Raw genomic sequence first — 21,699 nt, 5'->3', positions numbered from 1 at the left:
CTGCCGGGGTCCGTTGCGCAAAACGTTAAGCCCGGCACATTCGGGGGTGCGGGGGCTGGCATCCCGCCCCCGCCCTTGTTAGCCTCATGGCCCTCGTCAAGCCGGGCCTTCCCCATGCAGCAACAACCCTACCCCCTCGGTCGCTTTCACGCCGAGCTTGCCGCACTCGAACCGCGCTTTGCTGCGGCGCTGGCGGCCTGCACCCTCTATTCGCGCCGCTACCTGCCGGGCGAACCCATCATGCGGCAGGGGGAGCGGTGCGAGCAGCTCTATCTGGTGGCCCAGGGCCGCATCTCCCTCAACAGTGCGGTGCACTCGGGGCGGCAGTTTCAACTCGGCGAGATCGAGTGCCACCAGCAGATCTTCGGCGAGATGGAGTTCTTCAGCGCCACCCCGGTGCAGTGGAGCGTGGTGGCCGAGACCGAGCTGGACGCCGCCGTCATCTGCGCCGACAAGCTGGCCAAACGGCTGCTGGCCGAGCCCGAGCTGACCCTCTTCTTCGCCGCGGCGCTCGCCAGCGACTACCTGGATACCCTGGACATCACCACCAGCCGGCTGCTGCACCCCATCGCCTACAACATCGCCTTCGAGCTGTGGCGCGAGCGCCAGCGCACCCCCATGCTGGGCTCGCGCAATCGGGCCCACGAGGCGGCTCGCTTTGGCACCACAGAGCGGGTCTATCGGCGCGCCCTCAAGGAGCTGATCGAACAGGGGATTGTCTGCGAAGGGGCCGAGGGACCCGCCATCGCCGATCTCGCCAGGCTGCGCGCCTATCTCGATCTTTGACCTTCACTCACCATCGGAGCCCCCATGTCTGTTGCAACCCACCCCGAGTTCACCTTCTTCAGCCGCTTCGTCGCCGACATCCAGGCCGGGCGCAAGACCATCACCATCCGCGACGAGAGCGAGGCCGACTGGCAGCCCGGCCAGCGGCTGGCCCTGTTCACCAACCCGGAGCATCAGCCCTTTGGCACCATCGAAGTGATCTCCGTCAAGGCAGTCGCCTTCGATGAACTCGATGACGAGCACGCCCGCCAGGAGAACATGACGCTCCCCGAGCTCAAGGAGGTCATCCGCGCCATCTACCCCGATCTGCCACAGCTCTATGTGATTGAATTCCAGCTGGTTGAAGCCTGATTTTGTGAGCTGTCTCATTTAACTCCGGTTGCGCTCCCGGGCCAAAAGCGCACAATACCTGTTTTTATATACAGTTATTGGTGCGTTATGGAAGAACAACTCGAACCGGCCATCGCGGCCATGGTGGCGGACTTCATCGCCGCAGGCAGACCCAGGGCGAGCGAGCTGAGCTGGCAGGCGCGCCGTGAAGGCTACCTTGCCTCTGCCGCATTGGGCGGCGAGCGGGAGGAGGTCGGCAGCATCGAGGAGTGGCAAGAAGAACATTACGCCATCCGCCTCTATCAGCCCGTCGATCCCGCAGACTCCCCCTCTCCGGTACTCATCTACTTTCATGGCGGCTGCTTCGTCAGCGGGGATTTCGAGACCCACGACCGCCAGATGCGGATGCTGTGCAACCGTGCCGGCGCCCTGGTCTTTGCCGTGCATACCCGCCTCGCTCCCGAACACACCTATCCGGCGGCCCATGACGATGCGCTGGCCGCGACCCTCGCCATCATGGCCGAGCTGCCGCAGTGGCGCGGCGATCCCAAGCGCATCGCGCTCGCAGGCGACAGCGCAGGCGGTCACCTAGCCCTGATCACCATGTTGCGGCTCAAGGAGACGGGAGCGCCCCTTCCCGCCGCCCAGATCCTCCTCTACCCCATGCTCGATGCGTTGGGGGGAAGCGACAGCTATCGCCTGCTCGGCGACGACAACCTCATCACCCGCGACATGCTGCTCAGCGGTTTTCAGGCCTATCTGGGCACCCTGCCCGCCCATCATCCGGAGGCGAGCCCGCTGCACCACCCGGCCCTGCCAGGATTGCCGCCGACCCATATCGTGACCGCGGAATTTGATCCGCTGCGCGACGAAGGAGAAGCCCTCTATCGCAAACTGCTGCAAGCCGGCGTCGTCGCCACCTGCCAGCGGCAGCTCGGGGTCATCCACGGCTACTTTCAACTGGCCGCCGTCAGTCCGGCCGCCCGCCAGCTCGTCGAGCAGATGGCCGCCCTGCTCAGGAGGCTCTGAGTTGGCCCGGGCCGGTCAGCGTGGTACAAGTGTCTCTTTTGAATCGTGGAGGAGTCGAGCGTGTTTGAAATAACCGGCCTGAGAGAGGCCATGATGCACGGGGTCGAGCTGTTCCAGCTGCTGCTGGAACTCATCTCCATCGCCTGCGTGGTGATGGGGCTCGGCAAGACCCTCTGGCTGGCGGCCAGGGTGCGGGATCACGAGCCCGGCTTTCCCCGCATCCGGCTCTGCTTCGGCAGCTGGCTCATCCTGGCGCTGGAGTTCCAGCTCGCCGCCGACATCCTGGCCACCACGGTGGCACCGAGCAAGGAGGAGCTGATCCGCCTCGCCATCATCGCGGTGATCCGCACCTTCCTGAACTACTTCCTCGGCAAGGAGCTGGAGGCCCAGAGCGAGCGCCAGCGCGCCTAGGCCGAGACACCGCCGACGGGGCGAGCGGCATCCAACCGACGGATCTGGTACCCTGGGCCTTTCGCCCAGGAGGAAGCAGTCCCATGACCGAGCAACACCGCTTTGAGCAGTACGACGCCCTGATCTTCGATATGGATGGCACCCTGGTGGACTCCATGCCCCTGCACCTGGATGCCTGGGAGCAGACGAGCGCCGAGTTCGGCCTGCCGTTCGATCGGGCGCAGCTCAACGAGTACGGCGGCATTCCCACCCGCAAGATAGTGGCCATGCTGGCAGAGCAGCACGGGCTGGCCATCGACGTGGAGGCCTTCGCCCGCCGCAAGGTGGCGCTCTATCTTGAGCATATCGATAAGGTAAGCGTGTTTCCCGCCATGTGGGAACTGGTCAAGGAGTGCCACGGAAAGGTGCCCATGGGAATAGGCACAGGCTCCACCCGGGCGCATGCGGCGCACATCCTGCACCAGACCGGGCTCGACGCCTTCATCCCCGTGCTGGTGAGCGCCGATGACGTGGTCAACCACAAGCCCCACCCCGACACCTTCCTGAAAGTGGCCGAGCAGCTCGGCGCCAAGCCGGCCAACTGCCTGGTGTTCGAAGACACCCCCATAGGCCTGGAGGCGGGCCGCGCCGCCGGCATGGAGACCCTGCTGGTCCATCAGGGCGCACTCTGCCCGCGCTAGGGTGGGCAAATGTGCCCCGTCCGCCAACAAAAACGCCTCCACCAGGGAGGCGTTTTTCATAACGTGGTGCCGGCATGAGCCGGCACCACCTTACATGGCGTTGGTGGATTCGAAAATCTTGTCCGCCGAGGCCTCGACGAAGCCCGGGTAGAGCACGCCGTCCGGCTGCGGGTAGCGCAGGGCGAATTCGTAGAAGCAGCTCGGGATGGCGCGTACGCCGTCGCTGAAGGCGACCTCGGCCTTGTCCGCCATGGTGGAGGACTGCTCCAGCATCACCTGGGGATCTCCCTTCACCTCGCCGCCGACGGTGTTCAGCACGAAGCCCGCCGCCTTCAGGGCCGCGTTGACCTGTTCGATGGTGTCAAAGTCGGCCAGACGGTTGATGTTGACCGTGAAGTGGTTGGCACGATAGCCCCAGGCCGCCATCCAGGCCGCGTACTCGCTCTCCGCCAGCAGGATCTGGTAGTCGGCATGGGAGACCTGCCAGGGAGCGCCGGCATAGAGGAAGGCCGGGGTGTCGGTGAGGTGCTCGGGCACCTGATCCACCAGCTTGTGGATGATGGCCTGGGCGCCTGCCGAGAGCTCTTCCACCTTCAGCTCGCTGATGAACACCTTGGGGGCGTCCGGATCCGCATGCTCGAAGTGCTTGGCATAGAGCTTCTTGGCCTTGAACACATACTCGCCCTTCTCCTCGTACCCCAGGGCACGGAAGTGGGCCGCCAGCTTCTCGAGGCCGAGCTTGGGCAGGTTGTAGGTCCGAAACGCCACGTGATCGTTGATGATGGGGGCACCGCCCCCCAGCAGTTGGTGAACCTTGTGGGCACTGGGGGTGACCTGAATGTAGTTGTCCCACAGATGGCCAAACAGGGTCTCGATATCCTTTTGCATCTCTCTTTCCTTTGATTGCGGGTACAGACAAGGGCACCCGTGGATGCCCCTTTGTTATTAGAAGGTCAGGCCGGGGGACAGCTGATCCGGCATGCTCGCCTTGCCATCCTCGACCGAGGCCACCGGATAGGCACAGTAGTCGGCGGCGTAGTAGGCGCTCGCCCTGTGGTTGCCGGAGGCACCTATGCCGCCGAAGGGCGCGGCACTGGAGGCGCCGGTGATGGGCTTGTTCCAGTTGACTATGCCGGCACGAATGCGCTTGAAGAAGTGCTGCCAGTCCGCCTCGTTGTCGCCGAGCAGGCCGGCCGAGAGGCCGAAGCTGGTGGCGTTGCCCTGGTCGATGGCGGCGTCGAAGTCGTCATAGCGGATGAGCTGCAGCAGCGGGCCGAAGTACTCTTCATCCGGCAAGGCGCTCACGGCGGTCACGTCGATGATGCCGGGAGAAACGAACCCCGTGCCCGCCTCCAGGTGCCTGAGGGTGAGCAGGCTCTCGCCGCCAAGCCGTTGCAGGTTGGCTTGCGCCTCGACCATGCCGAGCGCAGCCTTCTCGCTTATCATGGCGCCCATAAAGGGTTGTTCGGCGGCATCGTACAGACCGACTTTGATCTGACCGACCACGTCCACCAGGCGCTTGACCAGGGCATCCCCCTTGGCGCCGCGCTCCACAAACAGGCGGCGCGAGCAGGTGCAGCGCTGGCCCGAGGTGATGAAGGCGGACTGCACTATGGCGTGCACTGCGCCGTCGATGTCGCTCACGTCTTTCACAATAAGGGGGTTGTTGCCCCCCATCTCCAGGGCCAGGATCTTACCGGGCTGACCGGCAAACTGCTGGTGCAGGAAGTGACCGGTGCGGGACGAGCCGGTGAAGAAGAGGCCGTCGATGTCCGGATTGCCGGCCAGCGCCTTGCCGGTCTCCACCTCGCCCTGCACCAGGTTGAGCACGCCCTTGGGCAGCCCCGCCTCCTGCCAGATCTTCAGCATGGCCTCGGCCACCATGGGGGTCAGCTCGGAGGGCTTGAACACCACCGCATTGCCGGCGATGAGCGCCGGCACTATGTGGCCGTTGGGCAGGTGGCCCGGGAAGTTGTAGGGGCCGAACACGGCGACCACGCCGTGGGGCTTGTGGCGCACGAACGCCTTGGCGCCGGGCATGGGGTTCTCCACCGTGCCGGTGCGCTCGTCATGGGCTCGGATGGAGATGGCGATCTTGCCCTGCATGGCGGCGACCTCGGTGCGGGTCTCCCACAGGGGCTTGCCGGTCTCACGGGCTATGGTCAGGGCCAGCGCCTCCTTGTGCTCGCCGAGCAGGTCGGCGTAGCGGCGGACGATGGCGAGGCGCTCCTCGAGGGCCAGATCGGACCAATGGTAGAAGGCCGCACGGGCCGCCTTGACGGCGGCGTCCACCTGGGTCTGGCTTGCCGCCTCCCCCTGCCAGATCACTGCATTCTTGGCCGGATCTTTTGATTCGAACGGCTTGCCTTCACCGGCCAGCCACTGGCCATCGATAAACTGGACTAAAGACATCATCAATTCACTCCCTGTGGTGCACGGGCCGCCTTGGCGCCCCGTCTCAATGCGGATATACCCGTTACTCCAGATCGACGACCCGTACCATGTCGCCATTCTCCACCTTGAGGGCGGCCGCCATCTTGGGCGGAATGATGGCTTCGTGCTTGTCCAGATCGACCCGGATGTTGCCGTAACAGGCGCGGTACTGTTCGAACCTGGCGTTGCAGATGAGGTAGGTGTGACCGCCGATGGGCTCGCCCACCAGCACCGCCAGCTTCTGGCTGCGGCGCACGCTACGGATGTTCTTCACCTCGCACTCGACCGTGGGGCCGGCATCGAAGATGTCGACGTAGCCGCGGTTCACGAAGCCCTCGTCCTGCAACATCTTGATGGCCGGACGGGTCTTCTCGTGGGTCTGGCCGATGACGGCGCGCGCCTCGTTGCTCAGCAGGTTCACGTAGATGGGGTACTTGGGCATCAGCTCGGCGATGAAGCGCTTCTTGCCGATGCCGGTGAGATAGTCGACGGTGGGAAAGTCCATCGAGAAGAAATGCTTCTGCAGCCACTCGTAGAAGGGGCTGTGGCCGTTGCCATCGGAGACGCCGCGCATCTCGGCAAAGACGGTACTGTCAAACAGCTCGGGGTGCTCGGCCATGAACAGGAAACGGTGCTTGGAGAGCAGACGGCCGTTGAGCCCCTCGCGGGCGCATTCGCGCAGGAAGAGGGTGCAGAGCTCGGAGTTGCCGGTGTAATCGTTGGAGAGGGTGAGCGTCTCCACCACGTTGTAGATGCCGAGCTTGGGGGAGGAGTGCACCACCTTGCCGATGTGATAGTTGTAGAACGGTTGGGACAGGCCGACGGCGGCGTCGATGGCGCAGGTGCCGACCATCTCGCCCGTTTCCAGATCCTCGGCCACGAAGAAGTAGAGACAATCCCCCTTGCCGGCGGGCTTGTCCAGGAAGGTCTGGGTCGAGGCATCGATCTTGCGTTGCAGCAGCTCGTCGTTGACCGGCAACGAGGTCATGCCGGTGCCGGATTCGATGGCACAGGTCTTGAGGCCGGCGAAGTCGCGCTGCTCGATAGGACGGATAACCAACATAAATGACAACTCCCTTTCATTGACGACAGGTGGGGGCCCGGCTCCTGCCGGGCGGGTTCCCCACCTCAACTAGCCTCAGGCGTTGACCACCTGGGCGACGGCTTTCTCGAACCGGGCCAGACCTTCCTTGATGTCCGCTTCCGGGATCACCAGGGACGGAGTGAAGCGCACCACGTTGGTGCCCGCCACCAGCGCCAGCAGGCCCTGATCGACGGAGGCCAGCAGGAAGTCGCGGGAGCGCCCCTTGAAATCATCGTTCAGCACGGCGCCCAGCAGCAGACCCTGACCGCGCACTTCGCTGAAGCAGTGGTACTTGGCGTTGATGGCTTCCAGACCCTGGCGGAACAGCTGTTCGCGCTGCTTGATGCCGTTCAGCACCTCCGGGGTGTTGACCACGTCCAGTACCGCCTCGGCCACGGCGCAGGCCAGCGGGTTGCCGCCGTAGGTGGAACCGTGAGTACCCACTTTCAGGTGAGCCGCGATCTCGGTGGTGGTCAGCATGGCGCCGATGGGGAAGCCGCCGCCCAGCGCCTTGGCGCTGGTGAGGATGTCCGGCGTGACCCCCAGACCCATGTAGGCATAGAGCTCGCCGGTACGGCCGACACCGGACTGCACTTCGTCATAGATCAGCAGGGCGTTGTGCTTGGTGCACAGCTCGCGCACACCACGGGCGAACTCGTCGGTGGGACGAATGATGCCACCCTCCCCCTGCAGCGGCTCCATCACCACGGCACAGGTATTGTCGGAGATGACGGAGGCCAGCTCTTCCAGGTTGTTGTAGGCCACATGGGTGATGTCGGCCGGCTTGGGACCGAAGCCATCGGAGTAGGCGGCCTGGCCACCGACGCTCACGGTGAAGAAGGTACGGCCGTGGAAGCCCTGATGGAAGGCGATGATCTGGGTCTTGTGGGCCCCGAACTTCTCGATGGCGTAGCGGCGGGCCAGCTTGAGGGCGGCTTCGTTCGCTTCGGCACCGGAGTTGCAGAAATAGACCTTCTCGGCGAAGGTGGCGGCAACCAGCTTCTTGGCCAGGCGCAGGGCCGGCTCGTTGGTCATCACGTTGGAGAGGTGCCACAGCTTCTCACCCTGGGTTTTCAGGGCTTCGACCAGCTTGGGATGGCAATGGCCCAGGCCATTGACCGCGATCCCTCCCGCGAAGTCGACATACTCGCGGCCTTCCTGATCCCAGACACGTGATCCCTCGCCGCGAACCGGAATGATCTTGGCCGGCGCATAGTTGGGAACCATCACTTCATCAAACACTTCACGTGTCACTGCCAACAACTCTGACATATTGCTCTCCTGCTATATCGCGGCAGAATAATCCACCGCCCAAAAGTTAAATCCGTGTAAACGTGGCGGAATTATCACAGAAAAAAAGTAAAAAGTCTGTAACTTGACCGCCTATGAGGAACATTGTTCGATTGCCCGTGAGATTTTAGGCAACCGCATTGCATAACGGCTCAGGGGGTGTTGGCAAGAGATAATTTGGACAGGGAGGAGGGTGAATAAAGTGTCAGGGAAAATTTTTTTCGCCTCATCTCGGTTTTGAGGCGCATGTCACAATTTCTTCAGGAAACGGCTAAAAAATTGGCCAATAACTGGTGGCCCTGCTCGCTCAGGATGCTCTCCGGATGGAACTGAACCCCTTCCAGCGCCAGTGTTTTATGTCGCAGGCCCATGATCTCGTCCATGGAGCCGTCGGCATGCTCGCTCCAGGCGGTGATCTCGAAACAATCGGGCAGGGAGCCCTGCTCCACGACGAGGGAGTGATAGCGGGTGACCCGCAGCGGATCCTTCAATCCCCTGAACACCCCCTCCCCCCGATGGCGGATGAGGGACGTCTTGCCGTGCATCATCTGGCGCGCACGTACAACCTGAGCACCGAACGCCTGGGCCAGGGACTGGTGACCGAGACAGACGCCGAGGATGGGGATCTCGCCCGCGAAGCGGCGGATGGCGGCCAGGGAGATGCCCGCCTCGTTCGGCGTGCAGGGCCCAGGGGAGATCACCAGGTGGCGTGGGGCGAGCCGGGCTATCTCCTCCAGGCTCAGCTCGTCGTTGCGCTTCACCAGCACCTCCTGTCCCAGGGCACCGAAATATTGCACCAGGTTCCAGGTGAAGGAGTCGTAGTTGTCGATGAGTAGCAGCATGAAAAGACCCTGGGAGTCAGACAGAGACGGTGATCGGACAGCCCGTCGCGAGCGGCGACGGACAGACGCCGCGCATTCTGGCATGTCTCTCCCCGTTAATAAACCGGGGCCGTCGTGGTGATCCGGATGGCGAGCCTGGCGGTGGCGGCGCGTCCCTGTTATCGCCCTCCCGACGGGCGGAGATAATCGACAGGCCGACGGCGGGGGAACATCGCGGCCCCCTTCACGCCCCGTGCAGGCGCAACGCCATTTTTCATGGTCTGCGAGGTGGGCAGGAGCCAAGGGGGAGACGAGCGCTCTCGCCACCATGGGCAGGCCCCGGGGAGGAATAAACGGGACTCGGCTTGCGCCGGGCTCAGGGGATCGGCAGCACAGCCCGCGAATGGCCAGCGCCCGCAGGCAGGGCTCAGCGATCCAGCAGGCGCCCCTGCTCCAGCTCGCGCTCGCGCTGACACTCGGCCAGGTAGATGGCCGCCGCGATGGCCGGGGTCTTGTAGTGCTTGTCGATGGCATTGGAGACCATCAGCTGCAGGGTGTTGAGGTTCTTGGCCTTGCGAAACTTGCGCAGCCAGTGGCCCTTGTCACTCAGTTCTTCAGTCAGGATATGTGATTCGGCAGACATGCTTTCTCTTGGGGCAACGACCCCTGTGTGACATTGAAGGAGGAAATGACGAACCGGGCGGGTAAAACAAAGAAAGCCAGGCAGATACCCAGCTCTCTTCTACTACACCTTCCCAGTATGTCAGGCTCGAGGAACGAAGCCGACGACATCATATACGCTGGTCAGGGTTTTTTCAGCCCTTTCCCGCGCCTTTTGTGCGCCAGCCGCCAAAATGGCCCGCAGATGAGTCTCATCCTGACGCAGCTCGCGGAAGCGCGCCTGGATGGGCTCCAGCAAGGCGACCACGGCATCGGCCGTCTCGCCCTTGAGGTGGCCGTACATCTTGCCCTCGAAGTGCTGCTCGAGCTCGGGGATGGCGCGACCCGTCACCCCGGACATCAGGGTCAGCAGGTTGGAGACCCCCGGCTTGTTCTCGGGGTCGAAGCGCACCACGGCCGGCTCGTCGGAGTCGGTCATCGCCCGCTTGATCTTCTTGACGATCTGCTTGGGATCTTCCAGCAGGCCGATGAAGTTCGCCTCGTTGTCGTCGGACTTGGACATCTTCTTGGTGGGATCCTGCAGGCTCATCACCCGCGCCCCTTCGGTCGGGATGAAGGGCTCGGGCAGGGTGAACACCTCGCCGTACAGGTTGTTGAAGCGGGTGCAGATGTCGCGGGTCAGTTCCAGATGCTGCTTCTGGTCATTGCCGACCGGCACCTGATTGGCCTGGTAGAGCAGGATATCCGCCGCCATCAGCACCGGATAGCCAAACAGGCCGACGTTGACGTTGTTCTCGAAACGGGCGGACTTGTCCTTGAACTGGGTCATGCGCGACAGCTCGCCCATCTGGGTGTAGCAGTTCAGTATCCAGCCGAGCTCGGCGTGCTGGGGCACGTGGGACTGGATGAAGACGGTGCTCTTGGCCGGATCGATGCCGACCGCCAGATAGAGGGCGGCGGCGTCCAGGCAGGCCTTGCGCAGGGCCGCGGGATCCTGGCGGGTGGTGATGGCGTGCAGATCGACGATGCAGTAGAGGCAGTCGAAGTCATCCTGCATGCTGACCCACTGACGCAGGGCACCCATGTAGTTGCCTATGGTCAGCTGGCCCGAGGGTTGGGCCCCGCTCAATACGATTGGTTTAGCCATGAATGTGTTGATCCTTGTTATTCGGCCAGCAGGGCATCGAGCTGTGCAAACTGCTCGCATACCCAGTCCGGGCGGGAATCCGCGATGGGGCGGCCATAGTTGTAGCCGTAGGTGAGCCCCACCACCTTCATGCCGGCCGCCTGGGCAGCCAGCACGTCATTTTCGGAGTCCCCCACCATCAGGGTGCGGGACGGGCTGACACCCAGCTCGTGGCAGGCGTGCAGCAGCGGCTCCGGGCTCGGCTTCTTGACGGGCACGCAGTTGCCCCCCAGCCAGAGGGCGAAGCAATCCTGGATGCCGAGGGCCTCCAGAATGGGCTGCACGAAGTGGCTCGGCTTGTTGGTCACCACGGCCTGGCGATAGCCGAGCCGTTGCAGGCGATGCAGGCTCTGCTCGACCCCTTCATACATCCCCAGGCCTTCCAGCAGGCAGGCCTGGTAGTGCTGGTCAAACAGGGGGCGGGCCCTGGCGAACAGCTCGGGCGCCTCGCGGTAATCCAGCGCACGCTGGATCAGCTTGTCGGCACCGTTGCCGACCCAGGTGCGCACCACCGCCTCGTCGGCCTCCGCCAGCCCCAGATCCGCCAGGGTACGGTTGACCGCCAGCGCCAGCTGGGGGGCACTGTCGATCAGGGTGCCATCGAGATCGAACAGCACCAGATCGAAGGGACGCTCAACGGACATGGGCCAGCTCCGCCCGCATCTCGTCGATCACCGCCTTGTAGTCCGGCTTGCCGAAGATGGCGGAGCCGGCCACGAACATGTCCGCACCGGCGGCCGCGATCTCGCGGATGTTCTCGACCTTGACGCCGCCGTCGATCTCCAGACGGATGTCGCGGCCGCTCTCGTCGATCAGGCGGCGCACCTGACGCAGCTTGGCGAGGGTGCCGGGGATGAAGCTCTGGCCACCGAAGCCCGGGTTGACCGACATCAGCAGGATCACGTCCAGCTTGTCCATCACGTATTCGAGGCAGGTGAGCGGCGTGGCCGGGTTCAATACCAGACCGGCCTGGCAACCCTGCTCCTTGATGAGACCCAGGGTGCGATCCACGTGGTCGGAGGCTTCCGGGTGGAAGGTGATGAGGTTGGCGCCCGCCTTGGCAAAGTCGGGCACGATGCGATCCACCGGCTTGACCATGAGGTGCACGTCGATGGGGGCTTCGATGCCATAGTCACGCAGGGCCTGGCAGACCATGGGGCCTATGGTCAGGTTGGGGACATAGTGGTTGTCCATCACGTCGAAGTGCACCACGTCGGCCCCGGCGGCCAGCACCTTGGCCACGTCCTCGCCCAGGCGGGCAAAGTCGGCGGAGAGGATAGAGGGGGCAATCAGAAAGTCTTTCATCAGCGTCATCCATTGGCAGCGTGGCAGAAAAAACGGCGCAATTTTATCGCAAAAGGGCGATGAAAACGACCCGCATCTGCTGAACCAGTGAACCGCGGCGCTCCCCCGTGCAATCGGTGCAAACGGGCTGTTCCTGCAGGGAAAACCCATCCGCTGCCTGGCGCACCGGGTGGCAGGAAGGATCCGCTCGTGTCGCGGCAAGCCGGCAGTACCAGAAACGACAACGGTCCCCGCAGGGACCGTTCACGACTCAACCGGCGACGGCCAGCTCCGCCTCGCCAGGATAATAACCCTGCTCGGGTTCGATGCCGGGCGGATAGAGTGCCAGCAGCTCGGCCACCTTGTTGCGACCGCCGCCGTTGCGGCTGATGGTACGCTTGACCAGGATCTCGTCCAGCCGGGCCCCGCGATAGAGCTCCCGGGTCAGCTCGATGTCGTGGTTGCTGATGAGCACGGGCACGCCCTTGTGGGCGGCGGTGTGGCGGGCCAGGCGAGCCAGCAGAGCCTGATCGTCCAGGGTGAAACCGCCCGCCGAGTAGGTGGTGAAACTCGCCGTGGTGGAGAGGGGCGCATAGGGCGGATCGCAGTAGATCACCCAGTCTTCCTCGGCGCGCGCCATGGCGTCGGCATAGCTCTCGCAGATGAAGGTGGCCTTCTGCGCCTTCTCGGCGAAGGCCCACAGCTCCTTCTCCGGGAAGTAGGGTTTCTTGTAGGAACCGAAGGGGACGTTGAACCCGCCCTTCTTGTTATAGCGGCACAAGCCGTTGAAGCCGTGGCGGTTGAGGAAGAGGAACAGCTGGGCCCGCTCGAACCCGGCCTCGGCCTGGTTGAACTGGGTGCGCAGACGGTAGTAGGCGGTCTTGTGGTTGTGTTCGGCCACGAACAGCCGACGAGCCTCGCCGATGAAGCGATCCGGCTGCCGCTTGAGGTGGTTGTAGAGATCGATGAGATCCGGATTGATATCGTTGAGCACATAGGCATCGTAATCCGTGTTGAGGAACACGGATCCCGCCCCGACGAAGGGCTCCAGCAACACACGTCCGTCCGGCAAGCGCTCGGCGATCTCTTCGACCAGGGAGTATTTTCCCCCGGCCCATTTTAAAAACGCACGTGTTTTTTTCATGGATGTCCGGTGTTAACAAGGCGATGCCAAAAAAGGGGGGTGATTCTACCCCCTTCTTCGGGCGGCTGGCTATTGCTTCAGTTCTTTTTGTATCTGGGCAAACGACTTGGGCCAGGGTTGTCCCTTGAGCAAGGCGGGCGAGAGCTTGCGGATCGCCGCCTTGGCCTGGGCGCTGCTGGCATAGTCGCCCTGCACCACCACATACCAGGGACTGCCACGGAAACTCGTCTTGTAGACCCAGATCTTGCCCGCCAGCCCGTGCTCCGCCACGAAGCTGTCCACGGCCTTGGTGTTGCTCGCCCCCATCAGCTGGACGCTGTAGTGGTTCTTCGGCTTCTTGTTGAGGGTCGCGACCGGAGTCAACGCCACCTTGGGGGCCGGCGCCGCAGCCGGTGTGGCCGACGCAGGCTGGGTGCCGCTGCCCTGGGCAGCCGGTTTGACCGCCGGGGCGCTGCCCTGTGCCTTGGCCTGCACCGTCGGCACTGCCTGGGAACCGCCGCCCACCAGCTCGTCCACCACGGCCGTGGGCAGGGCGCCGCTGACGTTGGGCTGATTCATCAGTTTTTCGACCACTTCGTCGGAGATGACTACCCGGCGCCCCTCGTAGTTGGTCGACTCCGTAGTGACCGTCTCGCTCTCGACCTTCTTGGGCAAGGGCTTGGCATCGGGTTGCCAATCCCGGGCGACCTGCGTCCCCGCCGCCCCGGGGCCGGTGTCGCTCTCCTGGGTGCCCTGTGCCGCACTCGCACCGCCGACGCTCAGGGGATCTGCGGTGACGGGGTCGGGCAACGCCGTTCCCTGGGACGATGCCTGGTCTGGCGCCTTGCCGCCATCATCGAACAGGGGCAGGTAGCTCAGGGCCAGCAAGCCGGCGGCCACCAGGGCCAGCACGGTCGCGATCTTCTTGACGGGCAACTCGGCCTGGCGTTTCTTGGGCCTTCTGTCGGTCATGATATCCTCCAGTGACTGCATGATGGCGGACGGGTGTCCGCCCGCCCCATTCAGGATCTCTTCCACCTTGGGCTTGGGCAAGAGGGCTGTGGGGATCTTGAGTTCTTTGGCCTTCTCATACAAGAAGATGCGTTGCTCCGGCGCGCTCAGTGGCGCGACCTCCAGCTCGAGGGCGGGCATGGCACGCCCTTTCAGCAGGGCCTTCTGGTTGCGACACCAGGCGTCACCGCCGGAGAGCAGGATGGCGAGTTTGTGGGGCGCGGCCAGGGTATCGTTGTGACGACAGAGCGCCCACAGCTCCCCCACCAGCTCGGCGGGCAATGCGTCGGCGCGCTCGACCATGAGCAGCAGGGTGGACGGCTTGCCCTCCAGCATGCGAAAGAAGCTGTCGGCCAGCGCATCCTGCGCATTGAACAGGGGGCGAGCTACTACCTGCTGCAGCAGCAACTGGCGTACATCCGCCATCTTCATGGCCGGACTGCCGATGAGGCTCACCACCCGCACCGTGTCAGGCAACTGGGCAAGCAGCGACTCGCAGAGCGTGCCACGACCGCTGCCGGGCTTGCCACAGAGAAAGATAAAGGGGTGATTGAACTCAATCAGGTGCAGCAGCCGGTCGACCAGCTGCCGCTGGGAAGGGAGCTTGAGCAGTTTGTTAGTGGTCACGACCAGACTCGATCACCGCCATCAATTGAGCATCCGTCACGTCGGCCACCACCTGGGCCCGCCCGATCCCGACCGGCAGCACCAGTCGCAGCTTGCCCTCCAGCACCTTCTTGTCACGGCGCATATGGCGGATGAAGGCGGCAAAATCCATCTCGGGCGGCGCCTGCACCGGCAGCTCAGCCGCCAGCAGCAGGGCGCGGATCCGCGCAACCTCTTGCTCTGTCATGTCGCCACGGGCCAGGGCCGTGTCCGCCGCCAGCATCATGCCTGCCGCCACCGCCTCCCCATGGAGCCAGTTGCCATAGCCCTTCTCGGCCTCGATGGCGTGGCCGAAGGTGTGCCCCAGGTTCAGCAGGGCCCGCACCCCGTGCTCGGTCTCGTCCTGCCCGACCACATCGGCCTTGATCTCGCAGCAACGGCGAATGGCGTAGGAGAGCGCGTCGGCATCGAGCCGCTGCAGGCGCGTCATGTTGGCCTCGAGCCAGGAGAAGAAGGACTCATCCCAGATGATGCCGTACTTGATCACCTCGGCCATGCCGGCGGCAAACTCCCGTGCGGGCAGCGTCTTGAGGCAGTCGGTATCGATGATCACATGCCTGGGCTGGTAGAAGGCGCCCACCATGTTCTTGCCAAGGGGATGGTTGACGGCGGTCTTGCCGCCGACGGAAGAATCAACCTGGGAGAGCAGCGTGGTAGGCACCTGGATGAACGGAATGCCTCGTTGATAGCTTGCCGCAGCGAAGCCGACAACGTCGCCTATCACGCCGCCCCCCAGGGCGATGAGAGTGGTGTCACGGCCATGGCTGGTTTCCAGCAGAGCGGACATGATCCGCTCGAAGGTGGCCAGGGTCTTGTGGGCCTCCCCATCCGGCAGTATCAGGTGTTCCACCTGAAAGCCGGACAGCAACTGAATGATCTGCTCAAGATACAGGGGCGCGACCACGGTATTGGTCACTATCATGACCCGCTTACCCTTGATCGTCTGCGCCAGCACCTCGGGGTGTTGCAACAGACCGGCAGCTATCTCTATCGGGTAGCTGCGTTCACCCAGTTCGACCTTCAACCTTTCCATGGACGTCCTCTAATGGATTACATGCCGATCAACTTGACGATTTGATTGGCGACAACTTTTGCACTCTGATCATCGGTCTGGATGACAAAGTCAGCGACTTCTTCATACAGGGCGTTGCGCTCTTGCGCCAGACGCTCCAGCACTTCCCGGGGCGGCTCTTCGGTTTGCAGCAAGGGGCGGCGCTTGTCTCTCTGGGTGCGCGCCAGCTGCTTCTCAATGGTGGTTTCGAGGTAGACCACGATGCCACGGGCAGAGAGCTTGTTGCGGGTTTCACGGCTCTTGATGGCGCCGCCACCCGTCGCCAGCACGATCCCCTGATGCTCGGCGAGCTCACCGATCACCTTCTCTTCGCGGATCCGGAAACCCTCTTCGCCTTCAACATCGAACACCCAGCCGATATCGGCACCACTGCGGCGCTCAATCTCATGATCTGAGTCGAAAAACTCCATGTGCAGTTGTTCTGCCAGATGTCTACCTATGGTGCTCTTGCCCGCACCCATGGGACCTATCAGGAAAATATTGCGTTTCTCAGCCATGTCTTTTCGTTAGTAATTACAAACTGTATGGCCCCGGTAAACACTCGACCGGGGTACCTATGAACCTTATCTTGCGATGGATCAGGAGGGGGATTATCTCAACAGAAACCAGGACTGGCAACCGCAGCCCTTACGCCCCAGCCTCATCGGGGCGTAAGGTTATATGTGTTTTGCTCTCACATGTAAAGTTTTCAGAGGGCGTCGGTGACTATCCTCGGGGTCACGAAAATCAGCAGTTCACGCTTCTTGTTTTCACTGGTGGTTTTCTTGAACAGGTAGCCGAGGCCGGGGATATCCCCCAGCAGCGGCACCTTGCTGACATCATTTTTAATCGTCTGCTGATAGATGCCGCCAAGCACCAGGGTCTCGCCGTTGTTGACCAGCACCTGGGTGGTGATCGACTGGGCATTGATGGAGACTGCGTCACCAGTACCGGTCGGCACGGTTTCCCCCTTGGTGTCCTGGGTCACGGTCAAGTCGAGGATAACCCTGTTGTCCGGGGTGATCTGTGGTGTGACCTTGAGGCTCAGTACCGCCTTCTTGAAGGTGACCGAGGTGGCCCCGCTGGAGGAGGACTCTACATAGGGGATCTCAGTCCCCTGCTCGATCAGGGCCGGCTTCTGGTTGGCGGTGGTGACCCTGGGGCTGGCGATGATCTCGGCCTTGCTCTCCTTCTCGAGGGCGGAGAGTTCAAGATCGAGCAGGGTACCGTTGGCGAGACGAGCGACCTGGAACGCCAGCGTACCGGCGGCATTAGTCACCGGCAGATTGACGTTGAGCCTGTCTTCCACGCCGGGACGCGTGATGGTGGAGCTACCGTCATTGTTACCGGCGCCGTCATTCCCCTCTATGGTGCCCGAGGTGCCGTTGCCATGACCGTCCGTCTTGGTCACGCCCCAGCGCACCCCCAGCGCCTCGTCGAAACCGTCGTCTATGGTCACCATGCGCGCCTCGATCACCACCTGCTTGACCGGGATATCGAGGATGTCCAGCATGCGCTTGACGTTGCCGATGACGTCCGCCGTGTCCTTGACCACCAGCACGTTGGTACGCTCATCCACGCTCACCGCCCCCCTGGGGGAGAGCAGCTTGGTGCTCTCGGAGGAGAGCAGGGCGGCCACTTCGGCTGCCTTGGCATAGTTGATCTGCAGGTATTCAGTGTAGAGAGGCGCAAGGTCGGCCACCTGGCTGCGACTCTCCAGTTGCTGCTTCTCGCGAGCGGCGATTTCATCCGCCGGGGCCACCAGCAGGATGTTGTTGTCCAGCCGCTTGTCCAGCCCCCTCACCTTGAGGATGATGTCCAGCGCCTGCTCCCAGGGTACCCCATCGAGGCGCAGGGTGATGTTGCCGGCGACGGAGTCCGTGGTCACCAGGTTGAGATTGTTGAAGTCGGCGATGATCTGCAACACGGTTCGCACCGGAATATCCTGGAAGTTCAAGGATATCGGCTTGCCCTGATATTGCTTGGCCGCCGTGGTGGCCGCCCGTTTCTTTACCTCTATGATGAACATCTTGTCGGCCTGATCGTAACGGTAATCGAACTGACCGTTGACCGAGAGTTCAAACAGGGTGTCATTGCCCTGGCGGAACACCTCTACCTGGGAGACCGGGGTGGCAAAGTCCTGCACATTGATGAGGTTGAGCTGTTCATCCGGGATCCGGGTGCCGTGGAACTTGGCAAATACCTTCTGACCTCGGCTGCTGACGTCCACCGCCGCCGAGCTGTTGTCCAGGGTCACGAGGAACTCCCCCTGCCCCTCCTTGCCACGGCGAAAATCGACGCCCTTGACCGAGTTGAAATAGGCACCTCCCGGATTCGTCGGCGCGACGGACAGCACGGGCTTGCTGGCAGCGGCGGGGATCGGCACCACGGCAGGGGCCTGCGCCACGGCGGGTTGTGCCTGATACTGGGACTGGTTCTGGGCAACCCGCTGGGTATCGATCAAGGCGGATTGCGTCACCGGCTGGCTCCTCACAAGCGCCGACGAGCTGGCTGCCGCAGGGGCGGGCGAGGAGGCCACTGGCTGACCGGCCTTTTCCCCCAGCGACACCAGCAGTTTGTTGCCCTGCTGATGGACCTGATACGGAGTCAGCTGATCGAGGGCTATCTTGATGTCGAGCCCCTGCCCCTTGCCCTCGACCTTGAGGTTGTTCACCCCCTGTTGCTTGATCGACAGCGGATTGACCGTCAGTGCCCCCACAGCTCCGGGCACATGCAACAAGAGCTGATTGGGTTCATACGACAGCCTATCGGTAAACCCGCTCACGGGCTCGCTGAAACTGAGTTCCAGCAAGAGTTGATCGGCCAGCAGGGGATTGACTTTGACCTCCTGCAACGCGGGGACCGCCCACACCTGAGTGCATCCGCCCAGACACAGCAGCGCCACACCTGTCATCCTTCTTATTGTTCTCATCTCTGCTCATCCCTGATCATAGTTTTGCGTCGAGATTGGCCATGGCCAGCTGGGTCTCTCGGGTGACCCAGCATCCTTTGCCATCCGGTACCGTCTCCATCAAGTCAACATGCGTATTCGTTATCTTGATGACCCTGCCCTGATCCAGTCCCATGTGCTGATTGAGCCCCACTCGCACGGCCTGCCCGTCCGGGGTATTGATCAATGCCCATAGCTGTCCTTGTCTGCCGATCGATCCCTTCATGCTCAGGCTGGCCAGCGAATAGCGTTCCAGCACCTCCTTCTCCCGATTGGCGACGATCTGTGCGCAATCCGGCTTGGCTTTGGCATCCAGCCTGGAACTGGTCTCCGGCTGGGGGGCAATGAAAGGGCTGCGCTGATCGCTGCGTTGGTAGGCCATGGGAGAAAAGGCCTTTATCTCAGGCAAGGGCTCGATCGGGATGGGTTTCCTCGCCTTGGTCTGCCTGACGTACTCGTCCATGTCCTCCTGTACGCCGCAGGCCGTCACCAACAGCGCCGACAAGAGGAGTACTGTCACTCTCATGCTCATGGCTTCTGCTCCACGGTTTTACCGTTGTATTTGTAGGTTTTGGCCTGCATGGACATGCCGATCAACTCGTCCTGTCCCTTGTCTTGGTTGAGTTGAAACGACTCCAGGATCACGATGCGCGGCAACGCGGCCATGTCTGCCGTGAATTTGCCGAGTTCGTGATAGGTGCCCACCACCTCGATGCGCATGGGCAGTTCGGTCGAAAATTCGTGTTTGACCTCCGGCTCCCAGTTGATCCTGTTCAATTTGAGACCGTTGTCGGTGGCGATGAAGCTGATGTCGTCCAGCAGGCCGGCAACCTCATGGGTGTTGGGCAACTGCTTGAGCTGGGTATCGACCAGGTGCTCCAGTTGCACCATCTGCTTCCTGTACGCCTCCAGATTGGCGGCCAGCATGGCCTTGCTCTCGAACTGGCTCTTCAGTTCCTTCTCTTTATCCGCCTCCCTGGCCAATGCCGTCATGGAGTTGGCAATCACATAGTAGTAAATGGCCCCCCCCAGCAGAGCACAGCAGAGGAAGATGAAGATGCCCTGAGCGACCCTGGGCCAGCGCGCGATGTCATTGATATCCAGTTCATTGAGCTGTTGCAGGTTCATTCTTGCCCCTTAGCCGCGTCCGGGAGTGCCGTGGCGATCTGGAACATCATGGAGAACTGGCTCAGTGCAATGGGTGCCACCTCTGCCGTGAAGATGGTGCTGAGCTGGGACTGCGCCAGCCAGCCCGACCCGTCGATGCGTCTCATCATGCTGGCCACCCTGCCATAGGCTTCGGTCTTGCCCTTGACATCGATCTTGTTGTTCTGCAGGGCGAGGGTGTCAAGGTATACCCCATTGGGCACCAGCACGGGCAGCTGATTGAACAGACGCACCGGTATGTTGCGTCGCATCTGCAACTGCTCGATGAGCTGCATGCGATCGATCAGATCCTTGCGCCGCTCCTTGAGCAGCCGGATTTCGCCGAGCTGGGTGTCTAGCATGGCCATCTCCTGCAGCAATCGCTGATTGCGCTCCTGCTGATACCCGATCTGCTGTTGCACCAGCCAGTCGACGGCAAAGGCGATGACGGCAGTTCCCGCCAGGAACAGCCCGAACATGATGCCGAACTGCTTCTTCTGGCGCTGGGCCCTGGCCTGCCGCCAGGGCAGGAGATTTATATTTGACATGGTGTGAAGCTCCGCAGTGCCAGACCGAGTGCCGTCATGTACTTGGCCCCGTGGGCCAGACCCCCTTCTCCCTGAGGCTTGCCAAAGAGCGCAAAGGGGTCGGGATGCAGCACTTCACAGTTGAGCTCGCTGCCTAGCTGCCCGGCCAGACCGGGCAGCAGACTTCCCCCGCCCGTCAGCACCAGCTTGGACAGCTCCTTGTTGCCCGACGAACTGCAGAACAGTTGCACATTGCGCCGGATCTGCAGCACCAGGGTACTGAGGTGCGGCAGCAGCACATCCACCTCATGATCCGCAGGCAGGGATCCCTGGAGCTTGGCAAGTTCCGCGTCTTCCAGGCTCATGCTGTAAAAAGAGGCCAGGGCCTGGCTGTATTGATCGCCACCGAAATTCTGCAAGCGGGAATAGATCACCTGCCCCCTGAGCAGGACGGCAAAGGTCATGGCACTGGCACCGATGTCGACGATGCCGACCGGCTTGTCCCAGGTTTGCAGCTCGGGCAGGCAGGCCAGCACGGCGCGCCCGAGCGCGTGGACCCCCACGTCCACCACCATGGTATTCATGCCCGCCTCCGTCAGTGCACTGACCCGGCCGCTGACGCTCTCGGTCCGTGCCGCACTCAGCAGCACCTCCTGACGGCTGTTGTCGGCGGTCATGCCGAGGATCTCGAAATCCAGGCTGACTTCGTCCAGAGGAAACGGAATGATCTGTTCCGCCTCCAGATGAACCTGGTTCTCCAGCTCGCTCTCGTTGATGTTGGTGTCGACCTGGATGATCTTGGTGATGACATTGGAGCCCGTCACGGCCGTGGCCACGTGCTGGCAGTCCCCTTGCACGAGCCGCCTGAGCGACTTGAGGGACTGGCCGACCCGCTCAATGTCCTGCAGTTGATAATCGACCAGAGTGCCCCTGGGCATGGGGACCTCGGCAACCGAGCCGAGATGCACCTTGCCGGGACGCCCGCTGATGGTGACGGCCTTGATGGTTTGACTGCCAAAATCAATGCCCGCCAAGGAGAGGAGGGATCCCTTACTTAATAGCCCAAACATATACACATCCATGCGTTATTGGGTTTCGGACTTATTGTAGGACAGCGCATCACAGGGTGATGCCTTAACTCAATATAATGCTCTATCTATCAATGTCATAAAGTTTATGTCAAAAGTTGACCTTCCTCTCCTTTCGGCCCTGGCTGCGGCCCCCCTTGGTAATTGCGTCCCGGAATGCTACCCTCCCGCCTCTTCTCGAG

At 62.4% G+C, this 21,699-nt stretch carries 23 protein-coding genes and 1 pseudogene; 5 read left to right on the top strand and 19 right to left on the bottom strand.

Going from position 1 to position 21,699, the window contains the following annotated elements:
- The first annotated feature begins 114 nt into the window (after positions 1-114).
- From R2B70_RS05400 to R2B70_RS05380, 5 genes are all read left to right on the top strand, one after another.
- Positions 115-786, top strand: a complete 672-nt coding sequence (locus R2B70_RS05400; RefSeq protein ID WP_219143744.1) for a Crp/Fnr family transcriptional regulator — start codon at positions 115-117, stop codon at positions 784-786.
- Positions 787-810: 24 nt separating this feature from the next.
- Positions 811-1,137 carry a N(4)-acetylcytidine aminohydrolase gene (gene yqfB, locus R2B70_RS05395; RefSeq protein ID WP_042078989.1) on the top strand — a complete coding sequence of 109 codons (327 nt, stop codon included), beginning with the start codon at positions 811-813 and terminating at the stop codon, positions 1,135-1,137.
- A gap of 87 nt (positions 1,138-1,224) precedes the next feature.
- Positions 1,225-2,145: an alpha/beta hydrolase gene (locus R2B70_RS05390; RefSeq protein WP_042078987.1), complete on the top strand. Its 921-nt coding sequence runs from the start codon at positions 1,225-1,227 to the stop codon at positions 2,143-2,145.
- A gap of 60 nt (positions 2,146-2,205) precedes the next feature.
- Positions 2,206-2,556, top strand: coding sequence for a DUF1622 domain-containing protein (locus R2B70_RS05385; protein ID WP_042078986.1), 351 nt, complete (start codon positions 2,206-2,208; stop codon positions 2,554-2,556).
- An 83-nt stretch (positions 2,557-2,639) separates the two neighbouring features.
- Positions 2,640-3,236, top strand: coding sequence for a beta-phosphoglucomutase family hydrolase (locus R2B70_RS05380; protein WP_318162821.1), 597 nt, complete (start codon positions 2,640-2,642; stop codon positions 3,234-3,236).
- Positions 3,237-3,326: 90 nt separating this feature from the next.
- On the opposite strand, the gene R2B70_RS05375 is transcribed toward R2B70_RS05380, so the two are convergent.
- The 19 genes and pseudogenes from R2B70_RS05375 to tapM form a co-directional block, all read right to left on the bottom strand.
- Positions 3,327-4,124, bottom strand: a complete 798-nt coding sequence (locus R2B70_RS05375; RefSeq protein ID WP_318162820.1) for a DUF1338 domain-containing protein — start codon at positions 4,122-4,124, stop codon at positions 3,327-3,329.
- Positions 4,125-4,181: 57 nt separating this feature from the next.
- Positions 4,182-5,651, bottom strand: coding sequence for a succinylglutamate-semialdehyde dehydrogenase (gene astD, locus R2B70_RS05370; RefSeq protein WP_318162819.1), 1,470 nt, complete (start codon positions 5,649-5,651; stop codon positions 4,182-4,184).
- Between the two features lie 61 nt (positions 5,652-5,712).
- A complete protein-coding gene (gene astA, locus R2B70_RS05365; protein ID WP_042078978.1) occupies positions 5,713-6,732 on the bottom strand; it encodes an arginine N-succinyltransferase in 1,020 nt (339 codons plus the stop codon).
- 75 nt (positions 6,733-6,807) lie between these two features.
- The gene (locus R2B70_RS05360) at positions 6,808-8,025 is read right to left on the bottom strand and encodes an aspartate aminotransferase family protein (RefSeq protein WP_042078977.1); all 1,218 of its coding nucleotides are present in this window, start codon (positions 8,023-8,025) and stop codon (positions 6,808-6,810) included.
- 278 nt (positions 8,026-8,303) lie between these two features.
- A complete protein-coding gene (locus tag R2B70_RS05355; RefSeq protein ID WP_318162818.1) occupies positions 8,304-8,885 on the bottom strand; it encodes an aminodeoxychorismate synthase component II in 582 nt (193 codons plus the stop codon).
- 406 nt (positions 8,886-9,291) lie between these two features.
- Positions 9,292-9,507: a hypothetical protein gene (locus R2B70_RS05350; protein ID WP_318162817.1), complete on the bottom strand. Its 216-nt coding sequence runs from the start codon at positions 9,505-9,507 to the stop codon at positions 9,292-9,294.
- A 120-nt stretch (positions 9,508-9,627) separates the two neighbouring features.
- Positions 9,628-10,632 carry a tryptophan--tRNA ligase gene (gene trpS / locus R2B70_RS05345; RefSeq protein WP_219143740.1) on the bottom strand — a complete coding sequence of 335 codons (1,005 nt, stop codon included), beginning with the start codon at positions 10,630-10,632 and terminating at the stop codon, positions 9,628-9,630.
- A 17-nt stretch (positions 10,633-10,649) separates the two neighbouring features.
- Positions 10,650-11,315: a phosphoglycolate phosphatase gene (locus R2B70_RS05340; protein ID WP_318162816.1), complete on the bottom strand. Its 666-nt coding sequence runs from the start codon at positions 11,313-11,315 to the stop codon at positions 10,650-10,652.
- Positions 11,305-11,976 carry a ribulose-phosphate 3-epimerase gene (gene rpe / locus R2B70_RS05335; RefSeq protein WP_042078970.1) on the bottom strand — a complete coding sequence of 224 codons (672 nt, stop codon included), beginning with the start codon at positions 11,974-11,976 and terminating at the stop codon, positions 11,305-11,307. The genes R2B70_RS05340 and rpe overlap by 11 nt, the downstream gene beginning before the upstream one ends.
- Before the next feature lie 250 nt (positions 11,977-12,226).
- Complete coding sequence (locus R2B70_RS05330; RefSeq protein WP_042078969.1) at positions 12,227-13,099, bottom strand: Dam family site-specific DNA-(adenine-N6)-methyltransferase; 873 nt, start codon at positions 13,097-13,099, stop codon at positions 12,227-12,229.
- Between the two features lie 69 nt (positions 13,100-13,168).
- A complete protein-coding gene (locus tag R2B70_RS05325) occupies positions 13,169-14,716 on the bottom strand; it encodes an SPOR domain-containing protein (protein WP_042078968.1) in 1,548 nt (515 codons plus the stop codon).
- Positions 14,706-15,788: a 3-dehydroquinate synthase gene (gene aroB, locus R2B70_RS05320; protein ID WP_042078967.1), complete on the bottom strand. Its 1,083-nt coding sequence runs from the start codon at positions 15,786-15,788 to the stop codon at positions 14,706-14,708. Before aroB ends, R2B70_RS05325 begins: the two co-directional genes overlap by 11 nt.
- A gap of 17 nt (positions 15,789-15,805) precedes the next feature.
- Entirely contained in the window at positions 15,806-16,324 is a 519-nt protein-coding gene (aroK, locus tag R2B70_RS05315) for a shikimate kinase AroK (RefSeq protein ID WP_042078966.1), read from the bottom strand.
- A gap of 191 nt (positions 16,325-16,515) precedes the next feature.
- Positions 16,516-17,835, bottom strand: coding sequence for a type IV pilus secretin PilQ (locus R2B70_RS20185; RefSeq protein WP_408867466.1), 1,320 nt, complete (start codon positions 17,833-17,835; stop codon positions 16,516-16,518).
- A gap of 24 nt (positions 17,836-17,859) precedes the next feature.
- Positions 17,860-18,138: pseudogene (locus R2B70_RS20180) on the bottom strand (AMIN domain-containing protein); the annotation flags it as partial.
- 616 nt (positions 18,139-18,754) lie between these two features.
- Complete coding sequence (locus R2B70_RS05305; RefSeq protein WP_042079004.1) at positions 18,755-19,282, bottom strand: pilus assembly protein PilP; 528 nt, start codon at positions 19,280-19,282, stop codon at positions 18,755-18,757.
- Between the two features lie 2 nt (positions 19,283-19,284).
- Complete coding sequence (gene tapO / locus R2B70_RS05300) at positions 19,285-19,884, bottom strand: PilO family type IV pilus biogenesis protein TapO (protein ID WP_042078964.1); 600 nt, start codon at positions 19,882-19,884, stop codon at positions 19,285-19,287.
- Positions 19,881-20,450 (bottom strand): PilN domain-containing protein, encoded by a 570-nt coding sequence (gene tapN / locus R2B70_RS05295; RefSeq protein WP_209793419.1) that lies wholly within the window; start codon positions 20,448-20,450, stop codon positions 19,881-19,883. Before tapN ends, tapO begins: the two co-directional genes overlap by 4 nt.
- Entirely contained in the window at positions 20,438-21,499 is a 1,062-nt protein-coding gene (gene tapM / locus R2B70_RS05290) for a PilM family type IVa pilus assembly protein TapM (protein ID WP_042078961.1), read from the bottom strand. Before tapM ends, tapN begins: the two co-directional genes overlap by 13 nt.
- Positions 21,500-21,699 lie beyond the last annotated feature (200 nt).

The organism is Aeromonas sp. XH, assembly GCF_033348475.1.
Lineage (GTDB): Bacteria > Pseudomonadota > Gammaproteobacteria > Enterobacterales > Aeromonadaceae > Aeromonas > Aeromonas sanarellii.
Note: the sequence above shows the minus strand (reverse complement) of the source record. Positions and strands in the feature narration are given on the sequence as shown.

Coding starts and splice junctions, on each gene's coding strand:
- rpe (WP_042078970.1), bottom strand. CDS start 11,976: ATGAAAGACTTTCTGATTGCCCCCTCTATCCTCTCCGCCGACTTTGCC.
- R2B70_RS20185 (WP_408867466.1), bottom strand. CDS start 17,835: ATGTTCATCATAGAGGTAAAGAAACGGGCGGCCACCACGGCGGCCAAG.
- R2B70_RS05380 (WP_318162821.1), top strand. CDS start 2,640: ATGACCGAGCAACACCGCTTTGAGCAGTACGACGCCCTGATCTTCGAT.
- yqfB (WP_042078989.1), top strand. CDS start 811: ATGTCTGTTGCAACCCACCCCGAGTTCACCTTCTTCAGCCGCTTCGTC.
- astD (WP_318162819.1), bottom strand. CDS start 5,651: ATGATGTCTTTAGTCCAGTTTATCGATGGCCAGTGGCTGGCCGGTGAA.
- R2B70_RS05375 (WP_318162820.1), bottom strand. CDS start 4,124: ATGCAAAAGGATATCGAGACCCTGTTTGGCCATCTGTGGGACAACTAC.
- trpS (WP_219143740.1), bottom strand. CDS start 10,632: ATGGCTAAACCAATCGTATTGAGCGGGGCCCAACCCTCGGGCCAGCTG.
- R2B70_RS05390 (WP_042078987.1), top strand. CDS start 1,225: ATGGAAGAACAACTCGAACCGGCCATCGCGGCCATGGTGGCGGACTTC.
- R2B70_RS05360 (WP_042078977.1), bottom strand. CDS start 8,025: ATGTCAGAGTTGTTGGCAGTGACACGTGAAGTGTTTGATGAAGTGATG.
- R2B70_RS05355 (WP_318162818.1), bottom strand. CDS start 8,885: ATGCTGCTACTCATCGACAACTACGACTCCTTCACCTGGAACCTGGTG.
- tapO (WP_042078964.1), bottom strand. CDS start 19,884: ATGAACCTGCAACAGCTCAATGAACTGGATATCAATGACATCGCGCGC.
- tapN (WP_209793419.1), bottom strand. CDS start 20,450: ATGTCAAATATAAATCTCCTGCCCTGGCGGCAGGCCAGGGCCCAGCGC.
- R2B70_RS05305 (WP_042079004.1), bottom strand. CDS start 19,282: ATGAGAGTGACAGTACTCCTCTTGTCGGCGCTGTTGGTGACGGCCTGC.
- astA (WP_042078978.1), bottom strand. CDS start 6,732: ATGTTGGTTATCCGTCCTATCGAGCAGCGCGACTTCGCCGGCCTCAAG.
- aroB (WP_042078967.1), bottom strand. CDS start 15,788: ATGGAAAGGTTGAAGGTCGAACTGGGTGAACGCAGCTACCCGATAGAG.
- R2B70_RS05350 (WP_318162817.1), bottom strand. CDS start 9,507: ATGTCTGCCGAATCACATATCCTGACTGAAGAACTGAGTGACAAGGGC.
- R2B70_RS05340 (WP_318162816.1), bottom strand. CDS start 11,315: ATGTCCGTTGAGCGTCCCTTCGATCTGGTGCTGTTCGATCTCGATGGC.
- R2B70_RS05400 (WP_219143744.1), top strand. CDS start 115: ATGCAGCAACAACCCTACCCCCTCGGTCGCTTTCACGCCGAGCTTGCC.
- R2B70_RS05330 (WP_042078969.1), bottom strand. CDS start 13,099: ATGAAAAAAACACGTGCGTTTTTAAAATGGGCCGGGGGAAAATACTCC.
- tapM (WP_042078961.1), bottom strand. CDS start 21,499: ATGTTTGGGCTATTAAGTAAGGGATCCCTCCTCTCCTTGGCGGGCATT.
- aroK (WP_042078966.1), bottom strand. CDS start 16,324: ATGGCTGAGAAACGCAATATTTTCCTGATAGGTCCCATGGGTGCGGGC.